Raw genomic sequence first — 16,425 nt, 5'->3', positions numbered from 1 at the left:
GGACTTAACATGCATACTGATGTAAACACATTATTTGAGAACCTTTGGAAAAATTATTTAAACGTAACTCCATCGGCAGATAAAATTCATGACCTTTTAGGGTCAACGCAAAAAGATGACATCATTAACGATCATATTGCGCTGCGTACATTTAATATAGAAAAAGTGAGTCTTGAAAAGCTCGCCGCTCACTTTTTAGCAATTGGTTACAAAGAATGTGGTGAGTACCACTTTGAAGCTAAAAAACTTTACGCAAAACACTATGAGCATAGCGATCCGGCTCAGCCAAAAGTGTTTATCTCTGAGCTATTAGTAGAAAAATGCTCGCCAGAGTTACAAGCCATCGTGACAGATATGGTAAGTCAAATTGACGAAAGTGCAGTTACAGCAGACAACTTTTTATATTCAGGCACGCATTGGCAAGTAAGCACCGATACTTACAAACAACTGCTAGCTGAAAGCGAATATGCAGCGTGGATGTCGGCGTGGGGTTACCGTGCCAATCACTTTACCGTAAATATTAATACGCTTGCTAAGTTTGATAACATTCATGATGTTAACCAAGCTCTAAAAAATGCAGGTTTTTCGCTTAATACATCAGGCGGCGAAGTTAAAGGCTCACCAGAGGTGTTACTAGAGCAATCGTCAACACTTGCTGATGAATACTCAGTTACCTTTAGTGACGGTGATATGAGCATTCCTAGCTGCTTTTATGAGTTTGCTATTCGTTACCCTAAAGCAGACGGCGAGCTTTATACTGGTTTTGTTGCAGCCTCTGCTGACAAAATATTTGAAAGCACCAACGCTCGATAATAAAATTCAAATTTAGTACAAAAAAGCCCGAAAGGGCTTTTTATAAAGACAACACTGGAGATACTTGGTATTTTTAAAGAAAAAGGCATAAATATGAAGTTTTTTAAAATATGTATTCTTATCAGTTTATTAGTTACACCTTATTTAATTTATGCGACCCCCTCCCTCACTATTTTATCTTATTCGTATTTTTCAGATGAAGATGCCGATTCAAGAGCCGGCGAACAATACTATAATTTTTTTCAGCCAATTTTGAGCACGTATTTTGATACCGTTTTAACGAGAACAAATCATGCTCGATTAATTAAACGTTTATCGACTAACGAGGCAGTTTGTAGCTTTAATTTAATAAAAACAAAAGCTCGAAACAAACAGCTTGTCTTTTCTCAAATTCCAACTTATATGCATCAGCAACGCAAATTATTCGGTTTCAAAAACACTTTAAAAGATTTACCTGCAAAAGTTTCTATTTCAAAATTACTTAATAACAAATACACCTTTGCCATAGTTAGTTCAACAAGTTATCAACAATTAGATGCGATATTTTCGGATTATAGAACCCAAGTAGCAAAAATAACAGGCGCAAACAGCTTTGCTCAACTTAGCCAATTATTAATTCATAAACGTGTTGATATGATCATCGATTATGAAAACACTATGAAAATGAACTTAACAGATACGCAATTTTCTCAGCTAGAAAGTCGAGACATTAGTGAATACCCCGAGTTTATAAATGGGTACTTTGCTTGTAGTAAAACTTCAGAAGGAAAAAAAGCAATCGCCTTAATTGATAATTACATGAAAACACCTGCAGCCTATGATTTTTTAAAGCAGACTCACCATAATTCGACTTCGCCAGAGGTAGCAGAGCGGATGATGGCAATATATAAAACTACGTTTAATATAGCTCAACACAAATGAATATTAAGATTCTCGATTAATTTTGTTAATCAGTAAGCTCAACTAAATAAGTTAATGCTATTAATGCGCTTAATTCAGGTGGTATTCTCCTGTACCATACAGTGTAAATGCACTTCCGCTTGACGTATTTTGTGCGCTAATAAACTCAACAACTACCTAAACATCTGAAACAGTGAAAATTACTGCAGAACCTTATCGTTTCATTGTTATAAGCTGTGTGACAAGTATTATCATTAATAATGGGGCAGTCTGTTTGTAAAGGCAAAACACGGTACTACTTATACGGTAGTATTTACGGTTCATTTTGCGGTTTAATGTTTGATGAAGCGAACTCCCCACCCGACAGTGCTAAACAATAAAACCAGTATTTTGATTCTATATTTCAAGCCCTACTTGCGACAATATAAATGAAATTATCAGCCTATTCAGTTACCTAAATTGAACAACAGTGGTTTAATTATCAGATGTACGATGGGCGCTTATAAAATTAGCTACGACAACCCACTACAACGTTTAAACGTGCAGAAATCATCGCTTCAAATGAGCAAGCAAAAAACAATGTTTGACGGCTTAACAAAATACTTGTGTAACTGCCCTATTTTATAGTTTCACCATTAAAACGAAGTTGCTCGTCCCAACTGCATTTTTTAGATAAATCACATATAATTTTCATTCTACTAAATAGACTATTTTTCTTATTTAGAGAGTTAGAATCCCGCCCCTTCCGTCATAAATCAGTACTTAACAACTAATTTAAAACAAATAAATGAAAGTTAAAGCTATTTACATTCTAAAAAATAGTGTTAATGTTTATGGTGATTTATTAATCAAAAGTAAGTCAAATAACAATGAATTAGGGAAAATTAATGAAAAAATTTAACAAGAAATTATTATCTATCGCTATTGCTGCCTCTATCAGTATTTCTAGCACTGCGTTTGCTGCTGATACTGGTGGACTGAAAATAAGAGTTACAGATAAACAAGGCAATCCAGTAGCTGGCGCAACCATTTCAGTGCAGTCACCAGAAAGTTTAGTTAGTAAAAAAGGAGTATCTGACTCTGCAGGTTATGTTTTACTTAGGGGCTTAGATCCATCAAGTAAATATGTGGTCGATATTACAGGAAATTCAATTCAACCATTCGAAGCAAAAAATGTTCGAGTAATTACAGACAAAAACTTAAATTTAAATTACTCAGTCGTTTCCAGTACTGATTCAATAGAGAAAATTGTTGTATCAGGCCGTTCTGTAACTGCAATTGATACTACATCATCGTCTACTGGTCTTGATGTTACTCTTGATATGACGGAATCGCTTCCTACTGGTCGAAGCTTTCAAAGCTATCTTCAACTAGTACCTGGTGTAAAACCTACTACCGATGGCAATCCATCGTCGAAGTCAGGTGTCAACTATTCTGATATTGGTGGTACTGTTGGTAGTTCAACAGACAACGTTTATTATATTGACGGTGTTAATGTAACAGATAATGTTGATGGTACAGCCGGTGGTAATATCAACTCAGAGATAATTCAAGAGCAGCAAGTCATTACTGGTGGTGTAGCAGCAAAGTATGCCGGTGGAGCTGGTCTTGTATCGCGTGTTGTTACAAAATCTGGTAGTAATGAGTTCCATGGCTCTATAAATTATTACTTTCAAAATGACAGCTTAGTCGCCGATTACGAAAATGAGTCAAAAGAAAATAATAATTTCTCAAATTATGACACTGCAATTACCCTAGGTGGGCCAATTATCAAAGATAAACTTTGGTTTTTCGCGTCTTATCAACTCAAAAATAGTGACAGCGACATCAGCGATCCTGACACTGGTGCATTCAGCCATTCAGTAACAGATGAGTCTGATCTTGGCTTTGGTAAGCTTACATGGCAAGCAACTGACAACGATCGACTCGTCTTTACTTACTTTAATGATCCGAGAGAAAAATCAGGTTCAACATCAACTACAACGGCATTTAATAGACAGTCAGGTACAAAACTTGGTGGCGACAACTATAAACTTGATTATTCACATTCGTGGGAAGATTTAATTATAAACGCCGGTTATATGAGTCATGAAGCTGAATATTCGTCTGTAGCATCAGATAAATCAACACGCAGTGATGTTGCCTTTTTAAGTGCATCGCCATCTAAAGCTCAAACCGATATCGGGGGTTTAGGTGCTGACACTCTGAGGGATCGAAATAAGAAAAGCGCATACATTAACTTTGAATATTATTTAGATACTGATTTTGGTGAACATACTATCGAAGCTGGTTACTCTGTTGAAACAAACGAAAATATTACAAACAGTGTTTACAATGGTAGTACTCAATATAATTCTATTGCGGCCGCTGATAGTGGCGTGTCATTTGAAACATACGCAATAGGCTCTTGGACTGGTGAGAAAGGTCTTGCAGCGGCTGATTACGTGCGTGTTGCAAAAGCTCTAAATGATAGTGGTAACTTACACGGTGCAGATACAAGTGGCGATGGTATAGTCGATGAAAATGAAGTTAAAGCTATCATATTTAGTAGCAGTGCAGGTAACCCTACCGATGATATAAATGCTTATCAAATAGAACAAGTTCAGCAAGCAAAGTCTAAACTTGAAACTAAAGGTAAAATGATCTATCTACAAGACAGCGTAACATACGAAAACCTAACCGTTAACGCAGGTTTGCGTGCTGAAAAGTGGGATCATATAGCATCAACAGGCGAGACTATATTTACTTTTGATTGGGAAATAGCACCTCGCTTAAGCATTGTATACGATATTTTTGGTGATGGTGATTCTAAAGTTTGGGCGTTTGGTGGCAGATATTACGATCCACTTCGTACTGACATGACTTCTTTTGCGGGTAATTTAACCGGTTCTGTTTTAGAAGAACGCGTATATGTCAACGATGACTGGGTTACCTTTAGAACACGCGGTGGTGCAAAACAGCAAGATGCCTTTTTCTCACCGAGTACTAAAACACCTTATACGGATGAATACTTAATTGGTTATTCAACGAATCTGACCGAAAGTACTAATATATCCGTAACGTATACTAAGCGTACTACTAAAGATATTATGGAAGATTACGATTTAAGTATCTATTCCGAAGAAGGCTACTTAGCAGGAACGGACCTAGAACTTCCTCTTTCATATTTTGGTTATGATGAAAACCCAGGTTCTAACTATGTTATTGGTACTCTTGCTGGCGGTAAACGCGAGTATACAGGTATTGAAGTAACGTTTAAAAAACTTCGTACTGATAATTGGTTTATGCTTGCGTCATACACAAACAACGATGCAAAAGGTAATTCGAATTCAGATGGCAACGCTGATTTCCAAGGTGACTGGGAAATTTTAGATCCTCGTGCGCCAAATATGTATGGCAAACAGCCAGGTAATGTTGAGCATCAGTTTAAATTGTTAGGTACATATTATTTTGATAATAATATTGAGGTAGGTGGTGTATATAACTGGAATTCAGGTACTCGCTATAGTAAAACGCAATCAATTTCAGGACGGTACCTACCACTTCAAGTTGATACTGCCTATGACTTTGGCGGTTATACAACTAATTGGGTAGCTGATGGAAACGTAGGTAGCGAAGTAACACCATCTTATGGCACATTAGATATTCGTGTTAAATATACTCATGACTTTGATGGCTATAAAGCAGAGTTCTTTTTAGATGTATTTAATTTGCTTGATGATCAAGCAACAACGGTTGAACAGAGCTTAGAAAAAGGTGATGGTACATTTGCATTTGGTCAAGCAACCGACTGGGTTGAGCCTCGTCGTTTTTACTTAGGCGCTCGACTTTCATTCTAAGTTATTAATAACTGAATAATGAAATGAAAAAGCCCGGATATAAATATTTTATCCGGGCTTTTGTATTTATATAAAAATGACCTAGAGTAATAACTTAAAATAAACGACTAGGGCATGTTGCTCTTTGGTGGTTGGTATGAAAGTAAGAGAAATGTTCGAGTTAGCATAAAGCCATCTGCAAAGGGATGGTTGAAATTAGCTGAAATGGTCGAATCTGTCGAATTGTTAATACCAATTCAACAGACAGACAAATTGTGTTCAAGAGACAAGGACGCAGGTAAGACGCGGAAGCTGTGCTCGGCTCTTACATGGAGTAAACCAATAGGGTAAAGCAGGAGCAGTTACCGAACCACGAGGTTAAAAACCTCGCGCCGCGATATGATTCTCCCTGATTTAACGAAATTCAATCGACAAAGTTCAACACGCCTTAGCCGTTAACATATAAACTAGCTTTGTCACGCCAAAAAGCTTATTAGACATCAACAGTTCTTAATTCTATTAAAGGACTTAATTTCAATAATTTATAATTATAAAAATAACGGCTTATAATCGTTTTCTAACTTTTCAAACGATAAGTCGCCAATAAAACGACCGAAGCTCAACCAGGTGGCCAAACCGCGTAAATCTTTAAAGTGTGGCGGCACAAATTGTGGGCTCTCTATCACACCTAAATCATGAAGCTGCGATATTAATCTAAAGTCATCTATCGATATTTTACCTACCAATAATAAAGGTAGCCTATCGATTCGACCAAGCTGTATTGCTACGCGTATTAAGTTATAAACCAGTACAAAGCCTTTAATGTAGGCAATATCTTTTGTAAACGGCAGACCTGTTGGCGTACTGCCTCTAAATACACGCTGCGCAAGTGTGTAGCTGTCATCTTTTGATAAACCTTGCGCTACGTAGTCACGGTAAATATCTACAAACTCAGCGCCATCTATTACCTTTGTAACGGCTTGAATACGATTCACTAATTTAGATAAACGCCTTGGGGTCGATTTTAATGTAATAATTTCGGTAAGTACCGCTAAACCTTCTTGGGTAATAGTCGAGCTTGGCGTACCTTTACTTAAACAGGTTAAATAAGGCTGAGCCAAACCATTTTGAGTTGTGCCTACGTGTATCCACCCTTCGTGAACTTCTAAAATATCAAGCTCACGCTGGGAAAAACTTACATCTTGATTTAGTTTTATATTATTTGCACCGGCGGCTGCATCACTGACAATCCCATCGCTAAGCATAACCTCTACGTTTATACCTGCCATGCTGGCATTTACTTGCTCAGACAAAATACGCACCGCATCAACAGCAGCAATATTTTTAGGGTCGTCAGGTAGTATGTCGGCTATGAGTAAATTTTGCAGCGGTTTATCTAGCATATTAGCTAGCTCAGAAAGTGAGGGCTCACCGGCATGAAATAAATCTTTAGGATGACCAAATAACTCTACCGATAAGTCATGGAACTCAGGTGTGCCACGATACTCAAGCATGCTTAATACCGTTTTATACTCTGTGCACATTTTTCCCATGTATTGAGCAATGGGATTTAACTGCCCCAATTGGTTAATAATGTTACGGTGCAAAGTAGAAAACGCTTGGCGTAACTCGCTAGGTACAAAACCGAGGTCGCGCTGTTGATAGTATGCACGATCAATAAGTGGATTTTTTTGACATTTTTGTCTAAAAAACTCCTCTTTAGTTTGTTTATCCCAATTAATAGCATCGAGTATCCTAATAGGCGTTTGCAATGCAATTAATTGATCCGATAATTCACGAGTTTTTAGTAGTAACGCCTTGTCTATCATGGTGTAAGCTCAACAATAAATGAGTTTTGAGCATAATTTAAAAAGGCTAAATTACAAAGCAATATCACACTTTTTTAGCTATTGTTTTTAAGTTGATCGACCCTCATATCTGTATCGTATGAGTTACTAAATAAAAGGTATAAAGCATGAAAAACGAACTCGACAATAAACAGATTTTGGCCGTTTATGAACGTATAATTCAAAAAGGCGAAATGACTGATGAAGGTAAACATTATCAAGGGGTTACTGCTTATTCTGACGTAGACGGTTACACCGTATATTTACAAGGTAGCGGCGTAGAACTGCGCTTTGGTTTTCATAATACTTACCACCTTGACTACCAACATGAAAAGCATAAGGACGACTTTTTGAAAAAATTATATAACATTGCAAACGAGCGCTAATGCACCCACGAAAACTAAGACACCGCCCTACCAGTAAGCTCAATACTACTTTTATTAACCAAGTAGTAGAAGAGCTTCAAGCTGATCCAAGCAAAATCTCAATTATTCAAAAAAACCTAGAACAGTACCGCTCTCAAAGTCATTTAAAGCGTGGTTTTTTACTGGCTATAGAGCGTTTTGATTGGGTCTTTGAGACAAGCAAAGATATAGACTTTATTTGCCAGCAAATTTTAGCTGATGACTACATTGGCAATAGACTAAGACGTTACCCCCTACTATTTAAAGGCGTTATTAATAACGCTTAATAGCAATAAAAATTTAAAGTCAGAGCATCATGTTGTCCGAATCTAGTTTAAATATTAATTAATTTATGGGTCAACTATTTACACATGTGTTTATTAGAACACTAACTAATTGTAGGTTTAATACTCTTTTGCATTAAAATAACACTATTAGTACTCTAACTATTACGGTACTAACGATTTTATAATGATTTTCTTAATCTATTATAGTAACGAAATCATCACCATATCAAATACTCAAAAAAACAAACTTAACCATTTGATTTTATTAAATATATCCCCACTTTAAAATCATTGCATTTATTCTATTAATCACTAGATCATTAATGTTCTATCTACATTTTAATATCTCGGTGTTTACCTTAACCTTGAATTATTAGAGCTATTACCTTAAGCTTATCTTTATTGAACGTTCAATTAATAATAATTATGCCTAAAGTCGGAATGGAACCTGTTAGACGTCAGCAGCTAATTGACGCAACTATAGAGTCAGTTGCTACTAAGGGACTTCAAGGCACAACGATAAACAGCATTAGTAAAAATGCAGGTTTATCATCAGGTATCATTAGCCATTATTTTGGTGGAAAGCAGGGGTTAATTGAAGCCACGGTTAGATACTTACTAACAAGCTTAAAGCAAGGCTTAATAAGTAAAGTAAGTCATCAAACCACTGCCACTGAGCGTTTAATGTTTATTATCGAAGCCAACTTTGCGCTTGTACAACAGCGTAATGATACAACCCGAACGTGGTTGAGTTTTTGGGCGCAATCAATGCACGATGAAGAATTACACAGACTACAAAACGTAAACAGTAAACGCTTGCAAAGTAATTTAGCATTTTCTTTTAAGCAATTAATGCCTATTGAGCAAGCAAATCAAGCTGCAGAACTTAGCGCCGCGATGATCGATGGCCTATGGTTAAGAGCAGTACTGAGTAAATCAGACAATAATCAGTTTAAACACAGTGAAAAGTTAGCAAAAAGCTATGTACTTTCACTTATCAAGCAATATGGAGCCTAGCGTGACTACACCTGTCTATCAAAATTTTATTAACGGCCATTTTCTTGCAAACCAGAGCGGCAAAACATTTGATGTAACAAACCCAGCAACGGGTGAGGTTATTTACGCAGTAGAAATTGCCGACGAATTTATTCAAAACGCAGCCATTGCCAGTGCAAAACAAGGTTTTGCACAGTGGTCAGCAATGACACCCGTTGAACGTAGTCGTATTTTATTAAAAGCAGTGGCTATTTTACGCGAGCGCAACGATGAGTTAGCACTCGTAGAAGTACTAGATACCGGTAAACCAATGCAAGAAGCAAATTGTGTTGATATTGAAACCGGCGCTGATGTAATTGAATACTTTGCAGGCCTTGCGCCAGCACAAGTAGGCCAACAACAAATGGTTGGTGATGACTTTTATTACACACGTAAAGAGCCATTAGGTATCTGTGCGGGTATAGGTGCATGGAACTACCCACTACAAATTGCATGTTGGAAGTCGGGCCCTGCCCTTGCTGCTGGTAATGCATTTATATTCAAACCATCTGAAGAAACACCACTTGGCGCAATTAAACTTGCAGAAGTATTTGTTGAAGCTGGCGTACCTGCAGGTGTGTTTAATGTTGTTCAAGGCGCAGGCGATGTAGGCCAGTGGCTAACTCAGCATAGCGATATTGATAAAGTGTCGTTTACGGGTGAAGTAGGCACAGGTAAAAAAGTAGTGGCAAGTGCTGCCGGTACGTTAAAAGATGTCACGATGGAACTTGGTGGTAAATCTCCACTATTAGTATTTGATGATGCCAATATAGAGCAAGCTGTTAGCGCTGCTATGTTAGGTAACTTTTATACGCAAGGCGAAATTTGTACTAACTGTACACGTATTTACGTTCATAAAAATGTATATCAGCAGTTTATTGATGAGCTTAAAGCGCGCACTGAGAAAAACATTATTGCTGGCGACCCGCAAGATTTAAATACAAACTTTGGCGCACTTATCTCTAAAAAGCACCAAGAACTAGTAATGAGCTACGTTAATAAAGGTATTGAAGAAGGTGCAACGCTATTAACTGGTGGTACAACGCTTTCACCTGAATCTGCACCTAATGGCTATTTTGTAGCACCGACTGTGTTTATTGATTGTAATGATGATATGACTATCGTTAAAGAAGAAATATTTGGCCCTGTAATGAGCGTGCTTGTTTTTGACGACGAAGACGATGTTATTGCACGCGCTAACGCAACTCACCTAGGCTTGGCCGCAGGCGTATTTACTAGCGATATTAAACGTGCGCACCGCGTTATTCATAAGTTACAAGCTGGTATTTGTTGGATTAATGCATACGGTAACTCACCTGCTGAAATGCCAGTTGGCGGTTATAAGCAATCGGGCATTGGCCGTGAAAATGGTATACAAACTCTTGATCAATACACGCAAACTAAGTCTATTTATGTTGGTATGGCCGACATAGAAAGCCCATTTTAAGGCGCCCTACTATGAGTAATCATTACGACTATATTATTGTTGGCGCGGGTTCGGCGGGTTGTGTTTTAGCAAACCGTTTATCTGAAGATTCAAGTAACCGCGTGTTACTACTAGAAACTGGCGGTAGCGATAAAAGTATTTTTATAAAAATGCCAACCGCGTTATCTATTCCTATGAATAGTGACAAATACGCATGGCAGTTTCATACGCAGCCTGAGCCTCATTTAGATAACCGTGAAATGCATTGTCCTCGAGGCAAAGTATTAGGCGGCTCGTCATCTATCAACGGCATGGTATATGTACGTGGCCACGCAAAAGATTTTGACGAATGGCAGCAACACGGTGCAAACGGCTGGGATTACCAATCGTGTTTACCGTATTTTCAAAAAGCAGAAAGCTTTTACCTTGGTGAAAATACTTACCGTGGTGGCAAAGGCCCGCTTGGCGTTAATAACGGCAACGAAATGAAAAACCCGCTTTACCGCACCTTTATCAAAGCAGGTGTACAAGCAGGTTACGCTTCTACAGATGATTATAATGCGTCGCAGCAAGAGGGTTTTGGCCCAATGCACATGACCGTAAAAGACGGCGTGCGAAGCTCTGCGTCTCGTGAGTATTTAGACCCTGTTAAATCGCGTAGTAATTTAACGATTATTACCGGTGCACTCGCACAACGCGTGATTTTAGATGGCAAAAAAGCCACAGGCATTGAATACAAAGTAAATGGCGACGTCAAAACCGCACATGCTGCAAAAGACGTTGTACTAAGTGCAGGCCCAATCGGCTCTCCACATATTTTACAACTCTCTGGTATTGGTGATACTCAAGCGCTTGAAAAAGCAGGCGTTGAAGTACAGCATCATCTACCAGGTGTAGGTCAAAACTTACAAGATCATCTTGAGTTTTACTTTCAATACAAGTGTAAGCAACCTATCACGCTTAACGGCAAGCTAGGCATTATTTCAAAAGGGTTGATTGGCGCGCGCTGGTTATTAACGCGTTCGGGTTTAGGTGCAACGAATCATTTTGAATCGTGTGCGTTTATTCGCTCAAAACCAGGTGTTGAATGGCCAGATATTCAGTATCACTTTTTACCAGCGGCTATGCGTTACGATGGTAGAAGTGCATTTGCAGGTCATGGTTTTCAGGTACATGTTGGTCATAACAAACCAAAAAGTCGCGGTAGTGTTACTATTGCTTCTGCGAACCCTGAGCAGCCACCAACTATTTTATTTAATTACCTTGAACACCAAGACGATATTGAAGGCTTTAGAGCGTGCGTTCGCTTAACACGCGATATAATCGAACAAAGTGCCTTTGATGAATACCGCGATGAAGAAATTCAACCTGGTAAACATATTCAAACAGATGAAGAAATAGATGCTTTTGTTCGCCAAGCCGTAGAAAGTGCCTACCACCCTTCTTGCTCATGCAAAATGGGTGAAGATGATATGGCCGTTGTTAATTCAAATACGCAAGTACATGGTATTGAAGGACTGCGTGTTGTTGACTCATCTATATTCCCAACAGTTCCTAACGGAAACTTGAATGCACCTACCATTATGGTTGCCGAAAAAGCAGCTGACATAATTTTGGGTAAAAACCCATTACAGAAATCGGATGTGAATGTTGCCATAACAACAAACTGGCAAGAAACACAACGTAGTTCAAAGATCTAATTTTAGCCACATGCTCTGGTTTAGTCTCGTCGGACTAAACCAATGCGTGTCTTGTAGTGGCACACGATGTAAATAGGTTACGTTGTGTTAATGCAAGAATAAAACAATAAAATACGGAGTGCTTATGAATTATTTTTATTCATTACTGGAGGGTAACAATGACTATTTGGCTTAATGCAGGCATCATTTTTACTTTACTCGCAGTTGTTATTATCTTACTTAAATGGGGTAATGTACGTGTAGTAGGTGTAACACCGGTAAAAACCTTTACGTTTATAGCGATACTTTTTACATCAGGCCTTGATGTTGGCCTTATTATGTTTCCTTTAACTGAGTTTGCAGGTTATGCAGACATAAAAGCAAGCCCAGAATACGCGTTTGCAAATCCACTGGCTATTGAATTTGGCTATTGGGGATTCTTGATCTGGGGATTTTACTTTCTTACGTGCTTTTATTTCTGTGTAATAGAACCTAAAGTTAAATTTTTCGAAATTCCTTGGGTTAAATTTATCAATAATGTTGTAATTATTGGTACATGTGCATTTACAGCTTATTTACTACTTACAAATTTACCTTGGTACTTACCCGAATTAGGTGACGGTACAAGTGTAGTTAGCGAGTTTTATTTAATTGTATTTGCCGCGATTTGTTTTGCAGTGTACTCAAGCACCGACATTAAATATGTGCGTATTTTAAGTATTGCGACTACGTGGTTATTCTTAGCGTTAATAGCTTTCATGTGGGTTGGCGCGTTTGTTATTGGTGATAGTGAAATGTCTGCGTTTACTAATAACTTGGGCTCAATTGGCACTTACTTTGCCAACATTAACGAATTTATTTTACCGTTGAATGATTACCATGAGTTTTATTTATTTTGGTGGTTTGCCTGGAGCATAATGATTGGTCAATTTACATCACGCTTTGTTGGTGGACTTAAAACATACCAAGTATTAGGTGCGATGTTGATATTCCCTTCTATTCCTATTGCGATATGGTTTAGCGTACTTTATCACTATCATGAAGCAGGGATCCCAACTCAAGGTATTAAAAACTTTGCTATGGTATTTGTAGGTATTGTATTTGTAATCAACTCACTCGACTCGTTAGTGCGTTTATATACAGATAACCTAAACCTTACTGTTAAACGTTTTGGTAAAATGAAATATATACTTGGGAATGTTGTCGCTCTGTCTCTATTAACACTATTATTTAAACTAGAGTTTTTACAAATTCAGTGGGTAGGCGCATTAGTTATTGGACTATTCTTTCTGTGTGCTGCTTTTATTGGATACAGTAAATTTAAAACAGTCAAAAATATAGACAGCTCACCAAAAGCAAACAAGATTGATTACACAAAAATAGACACAGTACACTAGGGATAAACAATGAATAACAAACTAAAACAACTTGTAGTAGCACTACCATTTGCACTTTTATCAACAACAGCAGCTGCTGATTGGTCAACAACAATCACGGCAGCGTCTGACTACACATTTAATGGTGTAACACAGACAGATAACGACCCTGCAATTCAAGGCAGCTTAGATTATGCTTTTGATAGCGGTGTATACGCCGGTGTTTGGGCGTCAAATGTAGATTTTGGTGATGACACTGATTTTGAACTTGATGCTTATGTAGGCAAGTATGTGCAGCTTGATGAGCAGTTTAGCGTTGACTACGGTATTGCTTATTACACTTATCAAGGTAATAACAGCGATGGTAACTACGCTGAAGCTTACACTAAGTTTGGCTATGCGAGTGAATACGGCCAAACTGAGCTTAACTTTTGGTATAGCTGGGATTACTTTGGCCAAGGTGGAGGTCATGTAATCTCAATGGTTGCACACACCTATGAGCTGGCTCCAAATCATGCACTACGTGCAAGTTTTGATATATCAAACTCACTTGATGGCCAAAAATGGGCGTGGGACGTTAACGAGAAAAAATCATATAACCATTACCGTTTAGCATATCAAACTAGTTATGAAGGGTTTGGTATTGAAGTGGCGGCTGAAAATACGAGCCTTGACTACGATTACGCAGATGAGCGTATCGTACTTGCCATATCACGTACTTTTGATTTGTAAGTAAAACACATCAATAATTAAAAGGCTTCTTATGAAGCCTTTTTTATGCTCTCAAGATAAGCGCATAAAGAACTCGCATCTAACGGTTTAGAAAAATAATAACCTTGTAAATGCGAAACGCCTAAACTGTATAACTTTTCGCTCTGATCAATTGTCTCAACACCTTCAGCAACCACATCAAAGCTAAGTGAACTGGCCATTTGTACCACTGCATTTACTATACTCAGACCTTTTTTATCGACATCTTGAATAAACGTTTTATCTATTTTTACGATATCCACACCAATATCTAACATACTTGATAAGGATGAATAGCCAGTACCAAAGTCATCTATCGATATCCTAGCCCCTAACTCTTGCAAAGATTTAACCGTTGATAAAAATGTACTTTTATCCTTAGCAAATACTGACTCAGTGATTTCTATATGTAACTTATCAGCTGGAAAGCTAAATTTTCTTAAAATATCAGCAACTTCAACAACAAATTTTTGCCCTTGAAGCTGCATAACAGAGACATTAACACTAATTGATAAATCGGGAATGATTCTTTGAAACTCGAGCCCTTGAATACACGCGTTTTTTAAAACCCAGAGTCCAATTTCACTAATCATCCCATATTGCTCTGCAATAGGAATAAACTCATCCGGTGGAACCGGTTCACCATCCATTTGCCAACGTAAAAGTGCTTCAACTGAACTGGGGCGATTTGTATTCGAATCTATAATAGGTTGAAAAACAAGCGATAAACTTCCGTCTTGTACCGCAAAAGAAAGCCTGTCATTTAAGCGTCTTATACGCTCAAGTTGCATACGCAAATTATCATCAAAATAACTAATTTTTCCTCTATTAATACGCTTTTGATGATACATCGCCATATCTGCGTTTAGTATTAATTCGTCCAAATCACTGCCATGTTCAGGATAAAATGCAATACCTATCGTTGCACCTATTCCCGCTTTATAATGGCTATTCGAGTGTACTTGTGTAATGGCACTAATGATTTTATTTGCAAAATCATTAGTTTTATCCTTACAGTTATAATCAGTAAGTAATAAAAACTCATCACCTCCCCACCGACACTTATACTCATTTTGGCTACACACTGCTGAAATTCTCTGGGCAGTTTTTGTTAAAATCTGATCGCCAACCTCATGCCCCATAGTATCGTTTATATGTTTAAAGCCATCTAAGTCAATAAATAACAACGCAAATGATTCATTAGGGTATCGCGACAGCCTTTTTTTTGACTCTTTTAAAAAAGCGTTTCTATTCAATAATTGAGTAAGGGAATCGCTATTTGATAGATGATAAATTTCTTGTGTTCGTAATTCGACACGCTGCTCCATCAGTTCTAATAATTCAATATTTTGATTTTTTAAATGGATGGCATTTTGCGTAAAGTTTGCAGCCTTGTGTAAAGCAATAAGCGTAACAAACCCAAAGCCTATACCTAATACTCCTAATACATTTTGATAATGTTCTTCAGATAGGGTCAGTAGCACTGAATATGGTATCAATAACAAAAATGCGTATATAAAACATGTTGGTCGATGCGCTGAAAGAATATTTGCAGAGCCACCACCAAGTGCAGAAAAAATGATGATTATACTTGTAAGCTCTAGGACGCTGAAAGATGAATGGAAATACACGCCATAACAGCACCAAATCAACGCCGTGAGGATTACACTTAAAGAGAATCTATATAAATCAATATAACTCGCTGCTTTACTGCTTCGTTTAAAATAGTAAACATCTATCAAACGGATCCCTAAAACAACAACCATGATAAACCACCAAATAAGCTTATCGGTAACTGAAGTAAAAGACTTATCACTAAAACCAAAAACTATGCCCGTACTAGCAATAAAAGATATAAACAATCCAGAATAGGCATTTAAATAAAGGATCCGCACACTATCATTTAATTCTTTTTCTATTAGAGGGCTCACATGCATTAAAGATATGCCTTTGTTTAATATTATCAACTTTTTATACTACTAAACGTAAGCTTTAAATTCGATATTGTCCAATATAAGGTGTCTTTTGATGTGTTTATTTTCAGTGCTATAGAAGGTAAAAACGATAGATATGAGCGTTGTTCTTCACAA

General features: G+C 37.6%; 12 protein-coding genes. 10 read left to right on the top strand and 2 right to left on the bottom strand.

The window, feature by feature from the left end; all coding sequences use genetic code 11:
- Window positions 1-9: 9 nt before the first annotated feature.
- The 3 genes from LOS73_RS06630 (at window position 10) to LOS73_RS06620 (ending at window position 5,552) form a co-directional block, all read left to right on the top strand.
- The gene (locus LOS73_RS06630; protein WP_033030152.1) at window positions 10-813 is read left to right on the top strand and encodes a DUF1338 domain-containing protein; all 804 of its coding nucleotides are present in this window, start codon (window positions 10-12) and stop codon (window positions 811-813) included.
- Between the two features lie 93 nt (window positions 814-906).
- The gene (locus LOS73_RS06625) at window positions 907-1,734 is read left to right on the top strand and encodes a hypothetical protein (protein WP_033030150.1); all 828 of its coding nucleotides are present in this window, start codon (window positions 907-909) and stop codon (window positions 1,732-1,734) included.
- An 866-nt stretch (window positions 1,735-2,600) separates the two neighbouring features.
- Entirely contained in the window at window positions 2,601-5,552 is a 2,952-nt protein-coding gene (locus LOS73_RS06620) for an outer membrane beta-barrel protein (protein WP_457934704.1), read from the top strand.
- A 527-nt stretch (window positions 5,553-6,079) separates the two neighbouring features.
- Here LOS73_RS06620 and LOS73_RS06615 read toward each other — a convergent pair.
- Window positions 6,080-7,360, bottom strand: coding sequence for a flavohemoglobin expression-modulating QEGLA motif protein (locus LOS73_RS06615; RefSeq protein WP_007376363.1), 1,281 nt, complete (start codon window positions 7,358-7,360; stop codon window positions 6,080-6,082).
- Between the two features lie 146 nt (window positions 7,361-7,506).
- On the opposite strand from LOS73_RS06615, the gene LOS73_RS06610 reads away from it, so the two are divergent.
- The 7 genes from LOS73_RS06610 to LOS73_RS06580 all read left to right on the top strand — a co-directional run bounded on the left by LOS73_RS06610 (window position 7,507) and on the right by LOS73_RS06580 (window position 14,317).
- Complete coding sequence (locus LOS73_RS06610; RefSeq protein ID WP_007376364.1) at window positions 7,507-7,764, top strand: DUF3081 domain-containing protein; 258 nt, start codon at window positions 7,507-7,509, stop codon at window positions 7,762-7,764.
- Complete coding sequence (locus tag LOS73_RS06605; protein WP_033030148.1) at window positions 7,764-8,069, top strand: hypothetical protein; 306 nt, start codon at window positions 7,764-7,766, stop codon at window positions 8,067-8,069. Before LOS73_RS06610 ends, LOS73_RS06605 begins: the two co-directional genes overlap by 1 nt.
- Before the next feature lie 441 nt (window positions 8,070-8,510).
- Complete coding sequence (betI, locus tag LOS73_RS06600) at window positions 8,511-9,086, top strand: transcriptional regulator BetI (protein ID WP_007376366.1); 576 nt, start codon at window positions 8,511-8,513, stop codon at window positions 9,084-9,086.
- A 1-nt stretch (window position 9,087) separates the two neighbouring features.
- Window positions 9,088-10,551, top strand: a complete 1,464-nt coding sequence (gene betB, locus LOS73_RS06595) for a betaine-aldehyde dehydrogenase (protein WP_033030146.1) — start codon at window positions 9,088-9,090, stop codon at window positions 10,549-10,551.
- A gap of 11 nt (window positions 10,552-10,562) precedes the next feature.
- The gene (betA, locus tag LOS73_RS06590; protein ID WP_007376368.1) at window positions 10,563-12,230 is read left to right on the top strand and encodes a choline dehydrogenase; all 1,668 of its coding nucleotides are present in this window, start codon (window positions 10,563-10,565) and stop codon (window positions 12,228-12,230) included.
- Between the two features lie 158 nt (window positions 12,231-12,388).
- The gene (locus tag LOS73_RS06585) at window positions 12,389-13,606 is read left to right on the top strand and encodes a BCCT family transporter (protein WP_007376369.1); all 1,218 of its coding nucleotides are present in this window, start codon (window positions 12,389-12,391) and stop codon (window positions 13,604-13,606) included.
- Between the two features lie 9 nt (window positions 13,607-13,615).
- The gene (locus LOS73_RS06580) at window positions 13,616-14,317 is read left to right on the top strand and encodes a TorF family putative porin (RefSeq protein ID WP_007376370.1); all 702 of its coding nucleotides are present in this window, start codon (window positions 13,616-13,618) and stop codon (window positions 14,315-14,317) included.
- A 29-nt stretch (window positions 14,318-14,346) separates the two neighbouring features.
- Here LOS73_RS06580 and LOS73_RS06575 read toward each other — a convergent pair whose 3' ends face one another.
- Window positions 14,347-16,272, bottom strand: a complete 1,926-nt coding sequence (locus LOS73_RS06575) for a putative bifunctional diguanylate cyclase/phosphodiesterase (RefSeq protein ID WP_033030143.1) — start codon at window positions 16,270-16,272, stop codon at window positions 14,347-14,349.
- Window positions 16,273-16,425: the final 153 nt, after the last annotated feature.

It is taken from the genome of Pseudoalteromonas sp. SCSIO 43210 (assembly GCF_054133285.1).
The sequence above is the reverse complement of the archived record's forward strand: the minus strand, read 5'-3'. Positions and strand labels throughout refer to the sequence as shown.